This is a genomic window from Alteromonas sp. Cnat3-28, assembly GCF_022348265.1.
In the GTDB taxonomy this organism is placed as follows: domain Bacteria; phylum Pseudomonadota; class Gammaproteobacteria; order Enterobacterales; family Alteromonadaceae; genus Alteromonas; species Alteromonas macleodii.
This window is the reverse complement of sequence record NZ_JAKREY010000004.1, coordinates 93,532-115,065: the sequence shown is the minus strand read 5'-3', so window position 1 is coordinate 115,065 and position 21,534 is coordinate 93,532. Positions and strand designations below refer to the sequence as shown.

Below are 21,534 nucleotides of genomic sequence, written 5' to 3'. Positions count from 1 at the left end.
CTTAGATAAAGCAGAAGATGTGCCAATTCATCATTGGCTTATTTTTCAGTTAGATAGGATGAAATTATAGAGGAAAGCGCAACGTCAATTACCTGACATTACGCTTCTTCAGTACGTTGAATATCGTACTTCCGCATTTTCTCGACGAGCGTTGTTCTGCGCATACCAAGTTTGTCGGCAGCTCGAGCCACCACCCAATCTTGATTGTCTAACGCCTGTCTAATGAGGTTTACTTCCAACTCGGAAAGGTACTCTTTGAGATTAACCCCCTCCTCAGGTAAAGATGAAGAAACCATTCCGTTCAAACCCTCATGGCTTTGCTCGTTAAGATCTTCTTCAGGCTCTTGCGCGGCCGCTTCAGCAAAGAGTGCATTGAATGCTTCACGCTCAAGAATTTCTTCGGGATAATCAGGCTCGTAAGCCTGTATATCACCGTATTGATATTTCTCAGGTAAATCGGCGATATCAACGATTTGACCAGGATAAAGAATAGTTAAGCGTTCAACCAAGTTAGACAGCTCACGAACGTTGCCCGCCCATTCGTGCTCCATTAACGAGGCGATCGCTTGCTCGGTAAAGCGCACACCTTCCACCCCATCACCTTGGATACGACTATTTAGCTCTTGGAGCAGTAAGGGGATATCGTCTTTTCTTTGTCTAAGTGCAGGGCTATCAATTGGGAACACGTTGAGTCGGTAATACAAGTCCTCACGGAACTTGTCTTCACTGATCATGGTTTCCAAATTGCGGTGCGTCGCGGCGATGATGCGTACGTTACACTGAAGGGGCTTGTTGCCGCCTACGCGCTCGAAGGTACGCTCTTGTAACACGCGCAATAATTTAACCTGCATCTGAAGCGGCATATCACCGATTTCATCCAGAAACAACGTACCGCCTTCCGCTAACTCAAAACGGCCTTTACGCGCGCTGATTGCGCCAGTAAACGCGCCTTTTTCGTGACCAAACAGCTCGCTTTCCAGCAGTTCGCCAGGAATGGCACCGCAGTTTACCGGAATAAATGGCCCGTCTTTGCGTTCAGATAAGAAGTGAACATTACGTGCAACGACCTCTTTACCTGTTCCAGACTCACCTAGAATCAAGACAGTGGCATCAGTTGGAGCAACCTGTTCAACTAATCGACGAACTATTTGTATTTGTTCGCTTTTACCAATAAGGCTTCTAAACAGTCGCGTCTTTGTTCCTGCTGTACGAGATAAACTCGGTTTGCGCCTTGAGTATTCTTGGCAACGATGGATAGCTTGGGTCAAAACGGGATAGGTTAATGGCGTTGCAATAACGCTAACGAGATTACAACTCGCTGATGCTTGGCTATTATTTTCAACCAATGCTACAAATGGTATGTGAGGAAACTTCTCAACCAGTCCGCTGACTATGGCTGGCGATATGTGCTCTATAAGAACAGCATCAGCTCCACTATCTTGCAAATACCGTTCGCAATCACTAAAGCCTCGCGATTGACACGATTCTCCCATGAAGGTAACAATAGTTTCCAAGTTTTGAATAAGTTCCTGGTTGTCACTAACCAGCAAAATGTTCTTCATCAATTCCCCGAGAACGCTTTGTTATTATTTACAGTTTAGCGCATTTATAAATTGTAACGACAAAAGATCGGAGCGCAACCGCTGTTTTCGGAAATGTATCAATAAAAAAAGCAGGTTACCCTGCTTCTTTCGATTAATTTTAGCAAAATTAACGTATGTTGGTTTAACTCAACAGTGATAAAACCTGACTTTGCTGCTGATTCGCTTGCGCTTGAACGGTTAGCGCCGCTTGACCAAGCATATCGTTTGACGCCTGCTGTGACACAGCTTGAGCAAAATCAAGATCTTGTATGCGACTACGCGCTTCAGCGGTGTTTACATTAGCTTGAGTAAGAGAACGCGCCGCACTTTCGAAACGGTTTTGAGTAGCACCTAAATCGCCTCGCGCGTTACCGAGCGTTTCAATTGCAGCATCGGTTGCACCTAGCGCATCTTCAATGCTAGTGCCAGATGTAATATCGATAGACAACACATCGTTTAATTGAGCAGCAACATCCTGTGTATTGACGCTAATTGATTGACCCGCACTTGAACCTGATTGGAATTCAAGTGAGCCATTTTCAGATAGTAACGGCTTGCCAGCAAAATTCGTCTGCTCAATGGTTTGGGAGATATTCTCTTGTAGCTGTGTTATTTCAGATTGGATAGCACGGCGATCGCCACTGCTCAAAACACCATTACCAGATTGTAAGGTAAGTTCGCGAATGCGGTTAACATCGTCATTGATGCTGCCTAAACCACCCTCTGCAATCTGCGCCACCGAAATTCCGTCGTAAACGTTATTAATAGCCTGGCGGTTGCCTTCTACTTCTGAAGTTAACCGGTCGATGATTTGCTGGGCTGCTGCGCCGTCAGTTGCATCGTTAATTTTCTTACCACTGGCAAGCTTCTCAAACAGGTTATTTTGCTTTTCTTGGATTTGACCAATAAGCGAGTTACCTGAATCGGAACCTATTTTAATCACGAGGCTACCCTATTAAACTTTCACTTAATATAGTGTAGTAAATAGACAGAAGAATAACGAGTGACTGTTTTTTTAAAGGGTATGAAAATGAATACCCAACGGCTCAACGGTATCGTTACTGTTGAGTATTTCACTTTTTATTTAAGGAAGACTCGTTAAAAACTAATGGTTTATGGCATTGTTGCCGACACATGATATATTTAAACGATAATCATAAAAATCGTGGGCGATCTATGTTTGACGGCAAGTCTATATTGATAACAGGTGGTACAGGTTCGTTCGGTCATAAATACACCGAAAATTTGTTATCACGCTATAACCCCAAGCGCTTAATTATATATTCGCGTGACGAGCTAAAACAGTTCGAAATGCAGCAGAAATTTAATGCTCCCTGCATGCGCTACTTTATCGGTGATGTGCGAGATAAAGACCGCCTTACGCGCGCAATGCAAGGGGTAGACTACGTTATCCATGCTGCCGCCATGAAACAAGTTCCGGCTGCTGAATATAATCCTACGGAGTGCATCCGCACTAATATCGATGGCGCTGAAAACGTTATAAACGCAGCTATTGATAACTCGGTAAGCAAAGTTATCGCGCTGTCGACCGACAAAGCAGCTAACCCCGTTAATTTGTACGGTGCGACTAAGCTCGCTTCCGATAAGCTGTTTGTTGCAGCAAATAATATGGTTGGCGCGGGCAGACCTCGATTTTCTGTAGTGAGATACGGAAATGTAGTGGGCTCTAGAGGCTCGGTTGTTCCATTTTTCAATAAGCTCATTGAAGAAGGCACTGACCATATTCCGGTTACGCATAAAGATATGACGCGATTTTGGATAACACTTCAGCAGGGCGTCGACTTTGTTTTGAAGAATTTCGAGCGCATGATGGGTGGCGAAATATTTGTGCCCAAAATACCGTCAATTAGAATTACCGATTTAGCCGAAGCCATGGCACCAGGTGTACCAATTAAGATAGTGGGTATTCGACCTGGCGAGAAACTTCACGAAATGATGTGCCCTGGCGACATGGCCTTTCACACTTTCGAATATGACGATCACTTTGTCATTGCGCCAGCTATCAAATTTTTTAATAGAAGCAACGACTTCAAAACTAACGCTCTCGGTGAAAAGGGAAATTCAGTAGTTGATGGTTTTGAATACGTGTCAGACACAAACTCTCATTTTCTTACGGTAGATGAAATATTGACGTTTGATCAGGAAGGTAAGTGATGATTCCTTATGGCAAACAGCATATAGATGATGAAGATATCAAAGCGGTTGTTGAAACACTAACATCTGATTGGCTTACCCAAGGTCCCAAAGTTCCTCTGTTCGAAGAAGCGATGTCTGAATACTGCGGAGCGAGATATGCTGTTGCTGTTAATAGCGCTACTTCAGCGTTACATTTGGCTTGCTTAGCACTATCGGTGGGAGAAGGTGATCGAGTTTGGACATCCCCTAACTCATTTGTAGCCTCGTCAAACTGCGCTCTTTACTGCAATGCTATCGTCGACTTTGTAGACATTGATCTTGAAACCGGCAACATGTGTATAAATGCGTTAAAAAACAAGCTGAGAAAGGCAAAAGAAACAAACACATTACCAAAAGTCTTAATTCCTGTGCATTTTGCAGGGCAATCGTGTGATATGGAGAGTATAGCCACTCTTGCGTCGCACTATGGGTTTCGAGTCATTGAAGATGCATCTCATGCCGTGGGAGCAAAGTACAAGAATAGCTTAGTAGGTAGTTGTAAATATGCCGACATTTGCGTTTTTAGTTTTCACCCTGTAAAGATCATAACCACCATGGAAGGTGGAATGGCAATGACAAATGATCCAGCACTAGTAGAATCAATGCGGATGGGCAGAAGCCATGGTGTCACTAATGCTAAAGAGTCAATGACGAAACCTTCTCATGGTCCTTGGTTTTACCAACAAGTTAGTCTTGGCTATAATTACCGAATGAACGATATTGAGGGAGCGCTAGGGGTTAGCCAAGTCAAAAAGCTCTCAGTATTTATAGAGAAACGGAATTCAATCGCAAAAAGGTACGATGAACTATTCAAGTCTTGCCCGCGAATTCTCCCTCTAATTGTTAGTGGCCAAAGCTACTCTAGCTATCATCTGTATGTCGTTCGTATATTGGATATTAGTCAGGAACAAAAAAAGACAATTATTGAGCGTCTTAGAAACGCAGGAATCTTCGCACATTTGCACTACATTCCCATTCATACTCAGCCATATTATGAGGCATTAGGATTTAACGCTGGAGACTTTCCTAACGTAGAGCAATATTACCAACAGGCAATCACCTTACCTATGTTTCCAGATTTAACATCTTCACAAGTTGACTTTATTGTCGATAAACTAATCACATTGCTTGACGAACTCGACGAATAATTTTGGCATTATAACTTTGATTCCCAATTGTGTTAGTGTCTGAGATGTTTTTTGAAAGTGAATATCCAAAAAAATGAATATCGCTATAATTCCCGCTAGAGGCGGAAGCAAACGCATTCCAAGGAAAAATGTTACTCGCTTTTGCGGAAAACCAATTATTGCTTACTCAATTGAAGCTGCAATAAACAGCAAGTTAATAGATAGAGTCATCGTCTCTACGGATGACTATGAGATCGCAAACGTTGCAAAAGAATATGGAGCCGAAATTCCTTTTATGCGAGATAAATCTCTCGCTGATGATATGACAGGTACCACTCCAGTTATCCGCTCTGCGCTAAGTGACTACATAGCCCTTAAAAATAATGTTGAATACTGTTTATGTCTATATGCTACCGCGCCTTTCGTCACTGCGCAGCTATTAGATCAATCGTTAGAGTTGCTGCAACAAACAAAAGCGGATTACGTGTTTACCGCCCATCGGTTTTCCTTTCCTATACAAAGAGCCTTACTGGAGGATGAAATTGGTAACATCCGGCCCTGTAGCGCTGTAGATATTAACAAGCGTTCTCAGGATCTACCACATGCTTATCATGATGCTGGGCAACTTTATGCTGCGCAAGCATCGACGTGGTTAGATACGTCTAAAGCAATATTTTCTGAACGCTCACGAATGTTAAAGCTTCCTTCCCATCTAGTTCAAGATATTGATACATTCGAAGACTGGAAGCGAGCAGAAGTGATGTTCAGAGTACTTAAAGAAATGGGAGAACGCAAATCTTAAAAATTGCTTTTAGAGTGGACGCAAGCCCAGAAATAGGCACGGGTCATGTTATGCGATGCCTCACATTAGCCAAGTGCATTCAAAATATGCTGGACGCCTCCGGCACTCTCTATCGCATAACTTTTGTAAACTCTGAAAAATCGACCCTGTTGAAAGAGCGTTATGGCCTATGTAACATCAATCATGAAGTTGTGCAGCAAATCGATAGCAATGTTAAGCATGTGAACGCTGACATATGGATAGTTGATCATTACCAACTAGATGAAACATTCGAACAAAAACTTTCGTTAACTGGCGCGAAAGTGATGGTTATCGATGACTTAGCAAACCGCCGTCACTATTGCGATTTACTGCTGGATGTCAACTTTTCCGATAAAGGTAATCGATATGAAACGTTAGTTCCTCATAAATGCAAAATGCTGCTCGGCCCAGAGTATGCACTATTGCGACAGGAGTTTTATGAACAGCCAACTCATGATTTTATAAAGCGTGATCCAGTTCGAGTGTTAGTTTGTTTTGGCGGTAGTGACCCCACTAACATGACATCCATAACGCTTGATGCTATCGCGTCGATTAAAGATCTTCAATTAGAGGTCGATATCGTTATTGGAAGCGGTCATAAAGCGAAAAGAGATGTGATAGCTAAGGTCAGTCAAATAAACCTGATTACTAAGCACAACTTACGTTTACATATAGATTGTGACCGAATAGCGGAGCTTATGAAAAAAGCGTCGCTAATGGTTGGTGCGGGCGGTTCAATGCATTGGGAACGCTGTATCTCAGAGCTCCCTGCTCTCGTTATATGCGTGGCAGAAAACCAAGTTGCGACAACGCGATGTTTATCAAAAAAAAACGTATGCAAATACCTCGGATTTTGGGATCAGGTGTCTGTAACTGACGTTGCAAGAGCCCTTGTGTTGTTACTACAATCACCGCACACATTACGGGCTATGTCTAAATGCGCTGGTAATATAGTTCCTCGACACAGTGGTACTCCTTGCGTGACCAAACACGTTTTATCATTACTAGAGCCTTTACCTTTACAACAAGCATGAGAGAAAGAAAGTGAACACCATAAAGATTGGACCATTCAGCATAGGTAAAGATGAGCCTCCGTTTATTATTGCTGAGTTATCAGGTAACCATAATCAAAATTTAACACTTGCTTTAGAAATGGTAGACGCTGCCGCGGACGCTGGCGTTAGTGCTATAAAACTACAAACCTATACCGCCGACACTATGACTATCGACATCGAGGGTGGTGAATTTTTTATCGATGACAAACAAAGCCTTTGGAGGGGCCGCTCGCTATATGAGCTGTACGAAAAAGCACATACTCCTTGGGAATGGCATAAAGCGATATTTGAAAGGGCGAAAGAAAGAGGCATTGTTGCATTTAGCACGCCTTTTGATGCAACGTCAGTTGATTTTTTAGAAACACTAGACGTTCCATGCTATAAAATAGCATCATTTGAAAACACGGATCATGAATTAATTGCTAAGGTCGCTAAGACGGGTAAACCTGTAATATTGTCTACTGGCATGGCAAGCCTTACTGAGATATCCGAGGCTGTAGAGGTACTTGAGCGGAACAATTGTCAGGAATATGTTCTTCTTAAATGCACCAGCCAGTACCCTGCTGACCCGATAAACGCAAACCTAGCAACACTCCCGCACCTACAGCAATTGTTTAACTGTCATGTAGGGATATCAGACCATACCACGGGTATTGGTACTGCAATTACCGCAACAGCTCTCGGTGCAACCGTTATAGAGAAGCACTTTGTAATAGACAGAAATGCAGGCGGTGTAGACGCGGCATTTTCCCTTGAAGCGGATGAATTTGCTCTTTTAGTCAACGAAACAAAACGTGCACGCGTTGCTATTGGCAAAATTTCATATGGATGCACAGAATCAGAAATAAACTCGCGGAAACTTAGGCGGAGCCTATATATTGTAAAAGATATCAAGGAAGGGGAAATACTCACGCGAGCGAACGTTCGAGCTATTCGCCCAGGTCTTGGCCTGCCAATAAAACACCTAAAACATATCCTTGGGAAGCAGGTGTGCCGGTCAGTTAAGAGGGGCAGTCCTCTTTCATGGAGCATTATCCGATAGCGCCTTTTTGAACGGAAGATACATATGTTGACCCGCTTCGTGACATGCGACGATGCAGAATACCTGTTTAAGTGGCGCAACAATCCGCACACAATTGCCATGTCGATAAACTCGATGCCGATCACCTGGAGTGAGCATATTGAGTGGCTCCAACATGCCCTTAATGATGAGAAAAAGTTGCTTATTTTGTGTTACTTGGAAAATTCCGCCCCTGTTGGATTTGTTCGTTTTGATGTGCATCATCACTATGCAGAAGTATCGATCAACCTTAATCCACGTTGCAGAGGAAAGGGGTTAGCTAAAAGATGCTTAATGGCAGCTTTAGTAAGATTTAAAAACAAATTTCAGAGACCTACGGTAATAAAAGCACGTATAAAAATTAAAAATGAAGCAAGTAAGCGGCTTTTCACTGGCGCTGGATTTTCATATCTGAGGACACGAGATAACATCGCGTTTTTCATGCTGGATCTCACAGCTTGCCCAAAGAGTTAAAAATCTTAAAACTTTTTAGTATGCTATTACGCGCGAGTATTCAAAACTAAGATTCTCTTCACTCAGCAGCAATGGTGTATTACTTTTCTAGAAGAAACCACGTAATGTCGTCTTGTGGCGCCCAGTTGTCACGTTTATACAGAAAACCATAGTCAACAAGTTTCATTCCATAACGCTCAATCAGGTCGCCAGCAAAATCTCGCTTAAATAGCTTGTCTTGTTCGCCCCGATAAGTAATGACGGTAGGGGATGGATTATAATATTCAGCGACAAGAACATAACGACGAGAGTTTTCTACTAAGTTGTCATAAACGCAGTGTAAAAATTCTGGATTTATATGGATAAGCACACCAGCAGTAAATGTTAGGTCAAATTTATCAGTACTTATCTTTTCAAGAATTGAGCCTGTAACAATATCCGCGACCCCCTGTTTTTCTGCTAGCTTCGCTGCTTTTCTATTTATTTCATATCCCTTTAAGGACAACGCGGGTTGTAGCTTTTTGAGTGCAACTAAATTCAAGCCAATATTACAGCCTAACTCAAGCGCAGATGTCACATTGTTTGCCGAACGCAACATTTTCGACCACATTGCAACTTTGGAAAGGAGCAGTGATTCAGAGTCATTTCTATCGCTATAACTATCTCCAAAATTACCCGCCCAGAATTGTTCTTGTTCTGTTTTATAGGCCACTGTTTTTATTCCCCTTTTCTAAAAACTTCATCAGACTTAGTACAGCTTCATTTTCTTTTATGGTCACGTACAAGAATTTGTGTAATCTCAAGATTTGCGCTTTTCAAAAATGGTACATACCTGAAACGATCTCCAGCTCCTGTAGATTTTTCACTTTCTCCTAGCAGAGCCTGAGAAAACACTAAAAAGTGATAGGCTTCATAAATGTGAAAAGAAAGTGGGGTTCCTAAACTCGGATTTAGTGACAAAGCCTGTTCAGTCCTATTTGAAGGAAGCTTCGGCACAACAACCTCAATATCTCGATGACATGTAATAGCCAATAGCGAGATGTAACAAATATAATGCTCTATTGACTCAAATTCTGTATTTTTCCAGTCACACATCTTTAGATACTCTGGAATGTAAATAATAGTATCGCCGGCATTCTTCACTTGAAGAGCCTGCCCAATATATTTTTCTTCGAATATAAGATGACAAATTTTAGTGTCAGACAATATAGCTGCTCTTTTTTGACCATCAAATTTCGTAATCACTACTTCGGTTTTATTATTTTCACGTATGTCGAGAGCTAGCGAATTGATCGCATGTTCTAAACCGACTTCGTAGTTTTCTGTGCTGACATATATTCCATTATCTAGGTAATAATCATTTGTCACCGCTTTTTGTCGCTCTTCAGGAAAACTCGTAATAAAATCCAGCTCGTAGGGCACAACATTCATACTCTGATATATTGTTACTAAAAACTCTCGCCAATGGCTTAATATCCCACCTACCAGCTCTAAGCACTCTTCGTCATCCATTATATTGAGCGCTTTACTCAGCGCCGTATTTATGTAATTGACAGAACCATTGAGGTAATAAAGAACGACTGGCTTTCCCTCACGATAATAATCAAATAGTATTTTACGCTGTTCTAAAATTAGCTTTTCAACGACCTCTCGAGTGTCGACTTCGACACCAGCACGGACTCTCAACTTATCTATGCCCTCTAATAAGTCTGTACTCTTGATTCTTTCTTCGAATCGTTCTATAAATCGCTCACAATCTAATGTTTGAAACGCCTCGTTTTCAAGCCAGTTTGTAAGTTTTCTTCTCGAATCTGGCGTAGAGGTAATTAAGACATTCTTTGGATCGAGCGGAATAGTACCTTTAATTTTTGCACCATCGTTTAAGTTATATACTTCAGCATCACTAGAAGAAAGAGTTCGCTCAATCACTGCTTTCGACATTTTGAATTCATATTTCGTTTTGACGTATGGCCTGAGGTTACCTTCAACAACAATCGATGTATTATTTTCTTTTTGATAATCGTAAAGCTCATTACCATTTGAGGTATAGTATCCTGAGTGCTTAGAGTGATGATGCTTTAAATCGACAAACCCCATATCTACGCCAAGCAAATAAATCTGCTTAAACCCAACTTCAACGACAAAGTCAATCGCGAAATTGGATACTGTGGGGTAAGAGTTTCTGAGCGTTGAAAAATTAAGTTCACTCATAAGCGACGTAAGCATTAATGTTGCTGCTTCACCATTTTTAAGTGATAAAAAGGCATCTTTGTAAAGACTTGCCGTATCTGGATGAACTCCGTTTCCACTAATAAGTTTAACCCGTTTTAAAAACTCCCTGTCTTTAATTCGTGCGGTCCAATCAAAAGTCGAACGATTCACTTCGATATCAGCGTGATAATCAGGAACTATATTATGTTTATGTAGGGCCTGTAGCGCCGTTCCACAACTTATGACGATTACGTTTTCTCTTTCAGCTTTCAGAAGGGGAAATAAATTATCTAGCGAAGGGCCATTGCCAACAATAAAAACAGGGACATCTTCAAGTTCCCGCGGCGACTTTTTACGTTCAAGCAAAAATTTCACTCTATTTTCTACTGCCCACTTCGAATGAGAAATAATATAACGGGAGTTTTCAAAATTATCACCAAGACCTACAATGAGTTTTAAGTCTTCGCGTAGGTTCGATAACGTAGGTTCAAGAATGTCGTTGTCATAGCTTTTAAAAAGATAAGTATTTGCAAGATGATAAGTACCTACATTATGAAACTGCGTAAGAAAATCTTGGACCAGATTCGAGCCATCATCACCTATATTTAGATATATTCTTCCACCGCTTTTATCTATTTGCTCTAAAATTTTATGCCAATCAATAGCAAACAAGGATCCATAGAAAAAATCTCTGTTTGGCTCATAAAGAAAAAGCTTTTCAACATCATGAGACTTCATAAGAAATTCGAGCTGATAACCAATACCCAGGCCGAACATTAATACTGACTTTATTTTTTGCCCTATCGAAGCGCTCTCACTTTTATAATTGCGAAATTCCTTTTGCACTCTCATTACTGTTTGGTGGTGATAGTATGGTGATAACTTGCCACCTGCATACCCCAAAATCAGTTCATCTTTGCTAGGATTATCTCTAAACAGCTTATATATTTCTTCAGATTCGCCAACGGGGTCATCTCCTAAAAGAAACTCTCCCCATTTTATGTTCTTTAAATTGGCTTTTTGGTCTCGGTTTACAACGACTTGCCAATGCTTGGTTCTATAATTTTTGAACTCAGATGCAATCTCTGGAAAGTATTTCTCAAAGGCCTTCATATTACTTTCGAATAATTGATGAGTATCGGGTAACTTATGCCAGTTCTTAGTATCGACAACGGGAGCCCACTTTGGCAGGTAACTTTCAAAGCCTTTTTTTTCGACCGTCTCTCTTAGATCCATAGAAAGAAGCCAGTTATTCGATACTAATTCATCAAAAATATCATCGAAAGCGCTATTATGATAATGAAAATATACTGCAAAACGATCCAAAGAAAAGGCTTGCTTTAACTCACTTAGATCACTGAAAAGGCTCTTACCATTATTTGGTATCTGGAAATAGAGCGAAATATTTTGTTCTTGAGCATAATCAAAAATCTTTGGCCAGAAACCAGAGTAAAGCGAGCAGCCAAGGAAATCCGGGTTGGGTTCATAAACCACAAGGTGCTTTGGCTTCAATTTTATAATAAGATCGTAAATATGTAAGCCTAAACCAATACCGAAAACAACGAGACCATCGAGCTTTTGCGTATTAACTGCCTCATCTTTCAATCTTGTCTTACCAAGCTGCAGTACATAGGGACTAAGGAGAAAACGCTCTACATGAGCTGAGATAGCGTTGGTTCTATTAGGACCGTAAAACACGTTTCCAGATTCATATTCAACAATATCTAGCTCGCTTTCACGGTTTATATAAACTGAATGGTGACCATTTCCGCTTTGTTTAATAAGAGAATAGATCGAAGGAACAATACGCTGAAAACATCTTAAACTCTGATTGAAGTTTTTATTAATTAATGAGGAAAAAGACTGTTCGCGCTTCTCTTGTGTTTCGTTTTCAGTGAGGAATAGTTGGATTGCTTTACGCATCTTTATCTGTATCTCTTAACCGCAGCTTCATTTCTCTTAAGCTTTATTACCTCACTTTTTGCATCATGGAGCAAGCGTGAAGTAAGGTCTTCAAGGTATCTATTGGCGTTTAGCTCATTTTCTACAAAATTTCGCCTAGCTTCACCTCTGAGTTTTTTTATCTCCCTTATAACAACTTTGTGCCGAAGTTGAGTAGCGTAAGCAAACTCTTCCGAAAATCTATCAATGTCTAGGAGGTACTGCTGAATTCTCCAATTGACAATCCGCAAAAACAGTGGACTATGCTGATGGTTTAGGTCGACGGTGAAGCCTTCACTCATCCAAGACTTTCTCTTTGTTGGTTCGCATACGCTTCTTGCTTCGCGCTTTCGGGTATCTGAGCCCAAGCATCTCTTATTGGCTCTAATAAACTATAGGATTCATCCAACGGCTCCACCGAATTATGCAAATGCGCCTCATTAATTCTGTCTAAAATATAGCTATACAAAGAATATAAGTTATTAGAGATTTCACCGCCCGCATTAAAATCTAAAGTATCTCTTAGGTGCATGATGATAGAGGTCGATTTAGATATAAAACCCGATTTTGCAACTAAATCCTTACGTTCTATTGCCCCCTTTGCATAGGCAATTCGATCTAACGCACCTTGAATTAACAATAACGTGAGTTTGTGAGGGTCCGCTGTTGAAATATCTTGCTTCAGATTACCTTTTTGATATGCCTTAATGCCTCGTAATGACATAGTAACTCCAATTATTTTTTAAATAAGCGCTGCAAATAGAGCAGAACCAGTTTGATTAAGCTGCGCAACTGTTTTGTCTAAATTCACATATTTTGATCTCACAGTTTGCTCAAAACTGATCATGCGTAATTCAAGTGCTTCTCGGGCTGAATTGATGTTTTCCCGACTTTCCTTCGCACTTTTTTCTCTCAAGCTGATAAGCCCGTCAGAAGAAGAGAATTCATCGACAAAATTGTATATCCTTACCGCAATTCCTTCATTCTCATCTGTAAATAGTTTTGCAATATCATCAAAATTATCTTCAAGCGCATCCTTAAGACGCTCCTCTCCAGAGCCTAATCCAAAATCACTAGACCCAATCTCTAACTTGCCATCTTTATCAAGTTCTACCCCAAGCCGGAAGAGCCCACCCAGAGAAGAATTGCTTACATTCTCACTGACTATTTTTGCAAGGCCAGATTGCATACCTCTTAGAAGAGAGTCGCCTGCCAAGGCTCCATCATCCTCTAGGCTTGACTCGCCATATCGAGTAAGCCTTCCAATTTCATCGATTAACCCATTGTAGTTATCAACGAAATCTCTAATTTTTTGTTCCAATCCCTCTTTATCAAAACCTATTCCTAAAGTTGATGCGAGGGCTGCACCATTAGCGTCTTTAGGAGATAGCTCATTGACAGTGAAAGAAACGTTTTGAATAGTATTGTCAAACTCGTTGCTACTACTTTCAACGGTAATCCCGTCTACTGTTGCAATGGCATTTTTTGCTAACTCAATATTATTCGCTGAGATATTAGACGCACCTCCTCCCGTCGAGAGTCGGTCCAGCTCTGCGTTATCGTTTGTGATAGAGAGGTCGTTACCTGCTCCGGTCTCCTCTGAAACAAAAACAAGTCTTGGTCCTTCAGCAGTTCCGGTTTCAATAATATTAGCAGTCACACCAAAGTTATCAGCAGAATTGTTTACCAACTCCCGTAAGTCTGCAAGCGAGGTTGTGCTATCGACAGTTATAGTAAAGCTTTTATCTGTATTTACCGCGAACGTCAAAGAACCGGTTCCTCCAGATAAAAGTGCGTCTGAACTCGACGAAAAATCGCCAGCGTTAGTCGTTATCCGGCTTCCTGCTGACAACTGATCCACCGTTATGGAATAACTGCCTCTTAATGCAGAAGAAGACGCTTCGGCAGAGAGAACATCATTATCCTCTGAAGGGTTTTTGACGGTTGGTTCCCTACCGTTTATGTCGCTATCAGTGCGGAGTTCGTCTACTGAATCTTTAAATTCAGATAGCTTAGACTTTATTTGGCCTAGACCAGAGATTTCGGCTTCTACAGCCTCTTCTCTCGCGTTTAAGCTTTCTTCCTTTGGCTGCCTTTCAGCCGAAATAAGCTGTTGTACCAAATCATCTAAAGCTAGCCCTGAGCCAACACCTAATGATTGTATCGTCATAATTTACCCCTCAGACTTGTTGATCAATGAACATTCCTACCGTTTGTCCAATATCGTTTTGCAAGTCTTTAATTCTTTCAGCGAGTTCGAGAACATCCTCAGAAGGAATCTGTCTTATAACCTCATCGGATTGCGCGTCTTTCACGATTACCACAGAGCGATTAGTTTCCTCGTCTATTGAAAATGCAAGATCCCGATTTTGAGTCTTTAAAAAAGATTCTACCTTCTTAGTCGCCTCATCAAGCGTAATTTTCGCTTCTGATGACTCGTTATCGGCGATTATTCGGCTTACTTGAGTAGAAAATTGATCATTACTCGCTATAAGTTCATTTGCATTTGTGTTTTTAGACTTATTCTCACTGTCCAGTTCTTGAGAAATAACACCAGTCTCTGATTTTACTCGTATTTGAGGCTCGACACCTCTCCCCATAGAGGGCGAAGCAAATACTTGACCACCTTGCATATTTTGAATTTTCACGAACTATCTCCCCATCTAAAACACAAAAACGAGTGCTCGCAATAAAGCGGGCCCCCGTTTCTGAATTACTGTGCGACTTTTAGAGTATAGCTTACCCGAGCAAAGACAGCGCGGTTTGTGGACGCTGATTAGCCTGACTAAGTACAGAAACAGATGCCTGCTGAATTATCTGGTTTCTAGTCAAAGCCGCTGTTTCAGCAGCGAAATCTGTATCTTTTATCTGAGAACGCGCCGCTGAAACATTTTCTGAGATGTTACTTAAATTTCTGATTGTTGATTGAAAACGATTTTGTAGTGCGCCAAGCTCCGCACGCTGAGCTCCCAATACCGACAGCGCAGCATCCACTTCGGCAAGCATACTAGATGCTCCACCGGCAGAAAGGACATCTCCATCTATCGATAAGCCATTAGCACCAAACCCACCTGTTCTTGAAAGGTTCACGCTAATCGTCTGATTAGCGTTTGCACCAACAAGAAATTTTGCGGAAAAGCCGCCTGCAAGCAAAGTAACGCCACCGAATTCTGTTGTTGCTCCCACTCGAGAAATTTCTTGACGAAGTGCCGAAACCTCTTCTTGCAATGCTTTTCTATCAGCTGTGCTGTTTATACCGTTTTGCGATTGTACAGCAAGCGTTCGTATACGCTGGAGAGATGTAGTTGTCTCCTGTAACGCTCCCTCTGCAGTTTGAGTAAGCGAAATAGCATCGTTGGCATTTCTTACGGCTTGATCTAAACCTTGAATTTGTGACGTCAGTCTGTCAGTAATCTGCAAGCCTGCAGCATCATCAGATGCACTATTTATTCGAAAACCTGAGGAAAGACGTTCAAAAGATGTATTCAATTTATCACTAACGTCAAAAAGCTGACGCTGTGCATTTATTGATGATACGTTAGTATTTACAAATAAAGACATGTTACTACCTCCAAGAGACCTGACCGTACGTATTTAAGCCAGCTCTTTCCAGTTAAAACTAGCAAGGTCACTACGCTTACTAATCCATCATTAATAAAAAAGTATATTACCCCTCAACAATGGTATCGGCTCAAACTTTAAGTTCTTGAGCTTTTTTTTCATTATTTTGAATAAATAATTCGGCAATAATTTAAATTACTGTTTTTTATAATAAAAATATGCACGTGAATTACGTTATACACTGATATGAGAGTGCTTTTGTTGAAACCTATACCATCGCTTCAATTGGGCAAATGATACAAAGTATTCGAGCAATTGAGGTTCAGATACATCAACGAGGCTTGTTTGCTACGACTAGGGATAGATGAAATAATTTTTTCGACAATTAGAAGCAGAACCCAGGAAGACAAACAGAAAATTGGTACCATTATTGCATTAATCCAAATGAATTCTAGCGTTGCTCTACTGGAATTTGAGATTGGTGAGACGATTCGGCGATTATAAAAAAGGCCGAGACGTTCATCTCGGCCAATTTGCTCACGTTAGGAGATGGAGCAAAATTCGTTTTTGTCGGCTAACAGGGCTTAGTAGATTAAACTGGCCTCTCAACCAACACTTCTACATTTTCGGACCTGTTGGTCGGCATTCTATTTAAAAGGGCGGCAATAAAGCCGTCCTTTTCACTTTTAGGATGGCCTCTCAACTCCTTCCTATAACTTCAACTTTATCCACCAAGAAGCGACAACGCGGCTTGTGGACGCTGGTTAGCTTGCGACAACACTGTAGTTGTTGCCTGCTGTAATATCTGATTGCGGGTCAATTCTGCCGTTTCAGTGGCAAAATCTGTATCCTTGATGCGAGACCTTGCAGCAGAAACGTTTTCGGATATATTGCTCAGGTTACGGATGGTCGACTGGAATCTATTTTGGGTTGCCCCTAACTCTGCGCGAGTGCTCCCAATAATAGACAGCGCGGCGTCCACATCGGTCAGCATTGCAGAAGCGGCACCTGCGGAAAGTACGTCTCCATCGATTCCTAAACCCGAAGCGCCAAAGCCACCGGACCTCGAAAGATTTATGCTAATTTTCTGATTAGCATTTGCTCCAACTAAGAAAGACGCAGAGTAACCTCCAGTTAATAAACTTACGCCGCCAAATTCAGTCGTAGAACCAATACGAGACATCTCATTTCTCAATGCTTCAACTTCTTCGTTCAGCGCAACTCTGTCTGCAGTATTATTGATACCGTTCTGTGACTGAATAGCTAGCGTCCGTATACGCTGAAGAGCGTTGGTTGTTTCTTGCAATGCACCTTCCGCAGTTTGTGCTAAAGAAATTCCATCATTTGCATTTCTTACAGCCTGGTCCAGCCCCTGAATTTGAGAAGTCATCCGATCGGTTATCTGAAGTCCTGCAGCATCGTCGGCAGCACTGTTAATACGAAAACCAGACGAAAGACGCTCAAATGCAGTATTTAAATTATTGCTTGTATTAAACAGCTGACGCTGGGCGTTCAATGATGACACATTGGTATTAACAAATAGACTCATGAGTCTCTCCTAACAGTTTCGAGTATGGCGCTATTGGTTTTATTATTTGCGCAATTAATTTAAATATTTGGCATAACCTGTGCTTATAAAACTCTGTCAGTTTATTCTGACGTTTCATTGGCACACTACCAATGGAACTTGCTAAATAGAGAAGTTTCTTCTCTTTGCTGGTCGGTGGGTTTGGTGTTCCAGAACCTCAAACCTCTCACTACCTCCTGGCTCTATTCTCGCCGGTCGGCAGCTCTAATCATTTTTCAACAAACTCCATCTTTTATCGACCTTTACTTGAAATTACTTTAGTATTTTTTTCAAGACTTTTTGTCGATTTAAAGCACTGTATTTCCTAACTTTTAAACTCAGAATCTTAAAATAAACCTGAATTAAAACGGTGCTATTGACGCTTTTAAACATAAACTTTAGAAGCGTAGAGGATAAAAACATCGTTTATCTCCCCTTTGTATTAGTTATCGTCAAAGATCTATTTTTACTTTAGATATTTTTCCAAATTTTTAGATAAAAAAGAGAATCAATAAAAAAACCTATAAACTTCATAGTGTTGGGGCTATGGATTGAAGGCACAAATGTGTGGGTAGGCGGGCTTTATAACAATTAAGTGGCTGAGATATAAAAAAGCTGGCCTTGAAAAGACCAGCTTAAAACGCACGTGAACTAGAGCACTACCTCCTGGCTTCACGCTAATTATGATTAACCTAGAAGCTGTAATGCAGCCTGCGGGCGCTGGTTAGCCTGAGCTAACACAGTGGTGCTTGCCTGCTGGATTATCTGATTTCTCGTGAGACTTGCAGTCTCAGCGGCAAAATCTGTATCCTTTATTTGAGAACGCGCGGCAGATACATTTTCAGAAATATTACTTAAATTTCTTATCGTTGACTGAAACCTGTTTTGCAGCGCACCCAACTCTGCCCGTGTGCTCCCAATTACGGATAATGCCGAATCTATTTCCGCCAACATGCTTGACGCAGCACCTGCTGATAAGACATCACCATCAATTGATAGGCCGTTGGCACCAAATCCACCCGTTCTTGACAAATTAACACTGATTTTCTGATTTGCATTCGCGCCTACAAGGAAGGTAGCAGAGAAGCCACCGGCGAGTAGCGACACACCACCAAACTCTGTAGTGCTCCCGATTCGAGACATTTCCTGTCGAAGAGCTGATACCTCCTCTTGCAGTGCTACCCTATCGGCCGTGCTGTTGATCCCGTTTTGTGACTGTACTGCCAAAGTACGAATTCGCTGAAGGGCATTTGTAGTCTCACCCAGTGCACCTTCAGCGGTCTGAGTAAGAGATATAGCGTCGTTCGCATTGCGAACGGCTTGATCTAATCCTTGAATTTGTGATGTTAAGCGATCAGTAATCTGCAAACCTGCGGCATCATCAGCAGCGCTGTTGATACGGAAGCCTGAAGAAAGGCGCTCAAAAGACGTACTCAAAGAATTACTAACATCAAAAAGCTGACGCTGGGCATTCAATGAGGATACATTGGTATTAACGAACATAGACATAAAGTCTCTCCTACACTCTCAGTCCAGCGTGCGCTGGCTGTCGGCATTGCCGACGTTTTGTTTTAGTAGTCATCAAGACCTGAGGGGTAATTGATGAACTGGCTCTCTCAGAAACTGTATCGACATCATTTAGAATCCCTTTAGAAAAAATTACGATTTTTGCCGATAGGCGGTAAGATATTGCCGTAGATTGACGGTAAGACACGACATAACTGGTGGATTTTTAAGGGAGATTTGGCATGAAAAATAGTTTGATGCTGTTCAACATAAAGCGCATATCCAAGCCTGCAACCCATTGCGCTTTCACTGATTTAATAGAAAATCCGTTCGACAAAAGTCGTAAAACTTTGATGTGCTGTTACCGACAAGCTACCGACCATGTCAGTACTGACGGAGTGGTTATTGTATTAACTCTTGATAAAACTTCGTTTCAAGTTCGCAACAGAGTAGTTATTAGAGAGAATAATGCAGACCTACGAGATCCGAAGTTCTCATACGATGGCTCTCGTCTCATGCTTACTACCTATGCAAAATCCTTCCTTGATAATAGAAAAGTGGTCACAAAAATGGTGACTTTTTTCTCAACCACCGGCTATTCATGGTCTACAGGGAATAGTCACGGTAGAAGCGGTTGGTGGTTGTGGAACAATACTTTTTATAACTCAGAAGTTTATGGTTTTGCGTACAATCGACGAGCGAACTCAGTTTCGCTCTATAAGGGTGATCCTACACGTTCAATGCACGTTCACAAGGAGGAGGCTTTTTGTTTGGGCAAACAAGGTAAAGGTTACCCCAATGAAAGCACAATCTTGTTTGATGATTACGGAATCGCCTCGGTATTTTTAAGACGAGATGCCGATACTTTCAGTGCGCAATTTGGTACGTCAAAACCGCCGTATACCAAATGGCAGTGGCATGATTTAGGTATCTATATTGGCGGTCCGGCCGCAGTGGCGTTAAGTGAAAACCTATATATCGTTGCAGGACGACATATAGATTGGGGCTCACACCAATTTACCACCAGGGTATGGCTATTTGATAGCGTAACTAAAATATTCACTGAACTAAAAACGCTGCCAAGCGGAGGAGATACAAGTTATCCGGGCTTGGTGATTGAAGGCGACAATCTTTATATCTCTTACTACTCCAGCCATGTCGACAATCAAGCCAGAGTTTATATGGCGCGCTTAAACGGCGTTAGTGATTTGATAAATTATGACCGCTAAACGAAATCGAATAGCGATAAGTTAGCTACTTTAGGAAAAGTAGCCAACGCAGCACTCAATGCCGTTTCCTGCTTTGCGAACTCAGTAGACGCCTCTGCGTAGTCTACATCCTGAATAGATGAGCGCTGCGCTTTTGCCGCAATTTCCATATCAAGGTTACTTTCATAAGTACTCTCAGCGATATTCAAACGGCTACCGATGGAAGCCCGTTCTAAAGAAAGTTTCTCAAGTCCGTTATCCAATCCTACTAGTGCATCAGCTATCGATTCTTGAAGTGCAGAATTGTCTATTGTGGAATCCATCAATATGGTCTGAATTTCGTGGATAGACTGGGCCATGCTTTTCTTTTGCGGTGCGTTAAAAGACAAATCTATACTATCACCAGGCACGGCCGTCGCATCAAATTCCATTCCCTTGATGGTAAACGGCTGACCAGACGTAAACGACACCGTGTCAATAACGACACCAGTACCTTGGTTGACCAACTCAGCTTGTCCGGATGCTAGAAAATTAATGCGGTAATCGTTGTTTCCTGCGTTTACAGGGTCGTAATTCTTGTCAAAAAAGGTATCAAATGTTCCCTGCTGTCTCACAGAGGCAGTAGTTACCGTTGCCCCCGTTGTGCCATCAACTGAAAATTTAAATCGCGATAGCACGTTTTCAAAAACTTCATATCCGTTACTGGTTGATTGAATCTTCGAGCTATTAGATAGCTGCACAAAGCTTACACCAGGGTCGCCTGCGAAGGTAATGGCATTCCCACCCGCTGCTGGGTTGTATTCAAACGCCTGGTTGCCCGACTGGAAGCCCGCATACAAATAATTGCCATCTGCATCCTGTGTGTTCATCAGATCAAACACTTCAAGTTTTATCTGCTCTAGTTCCGCACCAATGGCGCGTTTATCAGGGTCATCTAAGATCCCATTTCCAGCCTGGACAATAAGCGTGCGTGCACGGTTAATTGAATCAGTAATATTGGTTAGCACAGCCTCTTGCTGTTCAAGCGACCCCGTTACCAAATCATTATTACGCTGAAACTGAGTAAGCTCATCAATTTCTTCAGTTAAGCGCAGCACCTTCGCTGCACCAACAGGATCGTCGCTGGGCGTGATAATGCGTTTACCGGAAGCTAGCTGTTCTTGGGTTTTCGCCAAGTCGCCCTGATTTTGCATAATCGAGCGCATGTTTTGATCATAAATTTGATTCGTTGATATACGCATAA

18 protein-coding genes are annotated in these 21,534 nt (G+C 41.7%); 7 read left to right on the top strand and 11 right to left on the bottom strand.

Annotated features, from left to right (window positions below):
- Positions 1–98: 98 nt before the first annotated feature.
- The gene (locus MHM87_RS05905; RefSeq protein WP_239258058.1) at positions 99–1,562 is read right to left on the bottom strand and encodes a sigma-54 dependent transcriptional regulator; all 1,464 of its coding nucleotides are present in this window, start codon (positions 1,560–1,562) and stop codon (positions 99–101) included.
- Between the two features lie 163 nt (positions 1,563–1,725).
- On the bottom strand, positions 1,726–2,526 hold the full coding sequence (locus tag MHM87_RS05900) for a flagellin (RefSeq protein WP_239258057.1): 801 nt from the start codon (positions 2,524–2,526) through the stop codon (positions 1,726–1,728).
- Positions 2,527–2,759: 233 nt separating this feature from the next.
- On the opposite strand from MHM87_RS05900, the gene pseB reads away from it, so the two are divergent.
- The 6 genes from pseB (at position 2,760) to MHM87_RS05870 (ending at position 8,318) form a co-directional block, all read left to right on the top strand.
- On the top strand, positions 2,760–3,758 hold the full coding sequence (gene pseB, locus MHM87_RS05895) for a UDP-N-acetylglucosamine 4,6-dehydratase (inverting) (RefSeq protein ID WP_239258056.1): 999 nt from the start codon (positions 2,760–2,762) through the stop codon (positions 3,756–3,758).
- Positions 3,758–4,927, top strand: coding sequence for a UDP-4-amino-4,6-dideoxy-N-acetyl-beta-L-altrosamine transaminase (gene pseC, locus MHM87_RS05890; protein WP_239258177.1), 1,170 nt, complete (start codon positions 3,758–3,760; stop codon positions 4,925–4,927). The genes pseB and pseC overlap by 1 nt, the downstream gene beginning before the upstream one ends.
- Before the next feature lie 73 nt (positions 4,928–5,000).
- Entirely contained in the window at positions 5,001–5,708 is a 708-nt protein-coding gene (gene pseF, locus MHM87_RS05885) for a pseudaminic acid cytidylyltransferase (RefSeq protein WP_239258055.1), read from the top strand.
- Positions 5,702–6,763 (top strand): UDP-2,4-diacetamido-2,4,6-trideoxy-beta-L-altropyranose hydrolase, encoded by a 1,062-nt coding sequence (gene pseG, locus MHM87_RS05880; RefSeq protein ID WP_343213314.1) that lies wholly within the window; start codon positions 5,702–5,704, stop codon positions 6,761–6,763. The genes pseF and pseG overlap by 7 nt, the downstream gene beginning before the upstream one ends.
- A 10-nt stretch (positions 6,764–6,773) precedes the next feature.
- Positions 6,774–7,826, top strand: a complete 1,053-nt coding sequence (gene pseI / locus MHM87_RS05875; protein WP_239258053.1) for a pseudaminic acid synthase — start codon at positions 6,774–6,776, stop codon at positions 7,824–7,826.
- A gap of 24 nt (positions 7,827–7,850) precedes the next feature.
- Positions 7,851–8,318 (top strand): GNAT family N-acetyltransferase, encoded by a 468-nt coding sequence (locus tag MHM87_RS05870; RefSeq protein WP_239258052.1) that lies wholly within the window; start codon positions 7,851–7,853, stop codon positions 8,316–8,318.
- A gap of 79 nt (positions 8,319–8,397) precedes the next feature.
- Here MHM87_RS05870 and MHM87_RS05865 read toward each other — a convergent pair whose 3' ends face one another.
- The 8 genes from MHM87_RS05865 to MHM87_RS05830 all read right to left on the bottom strand — a co-directional run bounded on the left by MHM87_RS05865 (position 8,398) and on the right by MHM87_RS05830 (position 19,086).
- Entirely contained in the window at positions 8,398–9,009 is a 612-nt protein-coding gene (locus MHM87_RS05865) for a pseudaminic acid biosynthesis-associated methylase (protein ID WP_239258051.1), read from the bottom strand.
- Between the two features lie 47 nt (positions 9,010–9,056).
- Positions 9,057–12,431 (bottom strand): 6-hydroxymethylpterin diphosphokinase MptE-like protein, encoded by a 3,375-nt coding sequence (locus MHM87_RS05860; RefSeq protein ID WP_239258050.1) that lies wholly within the window; start codon positions 12,429–12,431, stop codon positions 9,057–9,059.
- 316 nt (positions 12,432–12,747) lie between these two features.
- Positions 12,748–13,173 carry a flagellar export chaperone FliS gene (fliS, locus tag MHM87_RS05855; RefSeq protein WP_020743050.1) on the bottom strand — a complete coding sequence of 142 codons (426 nt, stop codon included), beginning with the start codon at positions 13,171–13,173 and terminating at the stop codon, positions 12,748–12,750.
- An 18-nt stretch (positions 13,174–13,191) separates the two neighbouring features.
- Positions 13,192–14,619, bottom strand: coding sequence for a flagellar filament capping protein FliD (fliD, locus tag MHM87_RS05850; protein WP_239258048.1), 1,428 nt, complete (start codon positions 14,617–14,619; stop codon positions 13,192–13,194).
- A 10-nt stretch (positions 14,620–14,629) separates the two neighbouring features.
- A complete protein-coding gene (locus MHM87_RS05845) occupies positions 14,630–15,097 on the bottom strand; it encodes a flagellar protein FlaG (protein WP_239258046.1) in 468 nt (155 codons plus the stop codon).
- Positions 15,098–15,188: 91 nt separating this feature from the next.
- Entirely contained in the window at positions 15,189–16,010 is an 822-nt protein-coding gene (locus tag MHM87_RS05840) for a flagellin (protein ID WP_020743047.1), read from the bottom strand.
- A 724-nt stretch (positions 16,011–16,734) separates the two neighbouring features.
- Entirely contained in the window at positions 16,735–17,559 is an 825-nt protein-coding gene (locus tag MHM87_RS05835; RefSeq protein ID WP_239258044.1) for a flagellin, read from the bottom strand.
- Positions 17,560–18,264: 705 nt separating this feature from the next.
- Positions 18,265–19,086, bottom strand: a complete 822-nt coding sequence (locus MHM87_RS05830; RefSeq protein ID WP_020743045.1) for a flagellin — start codon at positions 19,084–19,086, stop codon at positions 18,265–18,267.
- Between the two features lie 239 nt (positions 19,087–19,325).
- Between MHM87_RS05830 and MHM87_RS05825 the strand changes: the two genes are divergently transcribed.
- On the top strand, positions 19,326–20,312 hold the full coding sequence (locus MHM87_RS05825; RefSeq protein ID WP_239258042.1) for a hypothetical protein: 987 nt from the start codon (positions 19,326–19,328) through the stop codon (positions 20,310–20,312).
- On the opposite strand, the gene flgL is transcribed toward MHM87_RS05825, so the two are convergent.
- Positions 20,309–21,532, bottom strand: a complete 1,224-nt coding sequence (gene flgL, locus MHM87_RS05820) for a flagellar hook-associated protein FlgL (protein WP_239258041.1) — start codon at positions 21,530–21,532, stop codon at positions 20,309–20,311. The two genes, MHM87_RS05825 and flgL, sit on opposite strands and share 4 nt — an antisense overlap.
- Positions 21,533–21,534 lie beyond the last annotated feature (2 nt).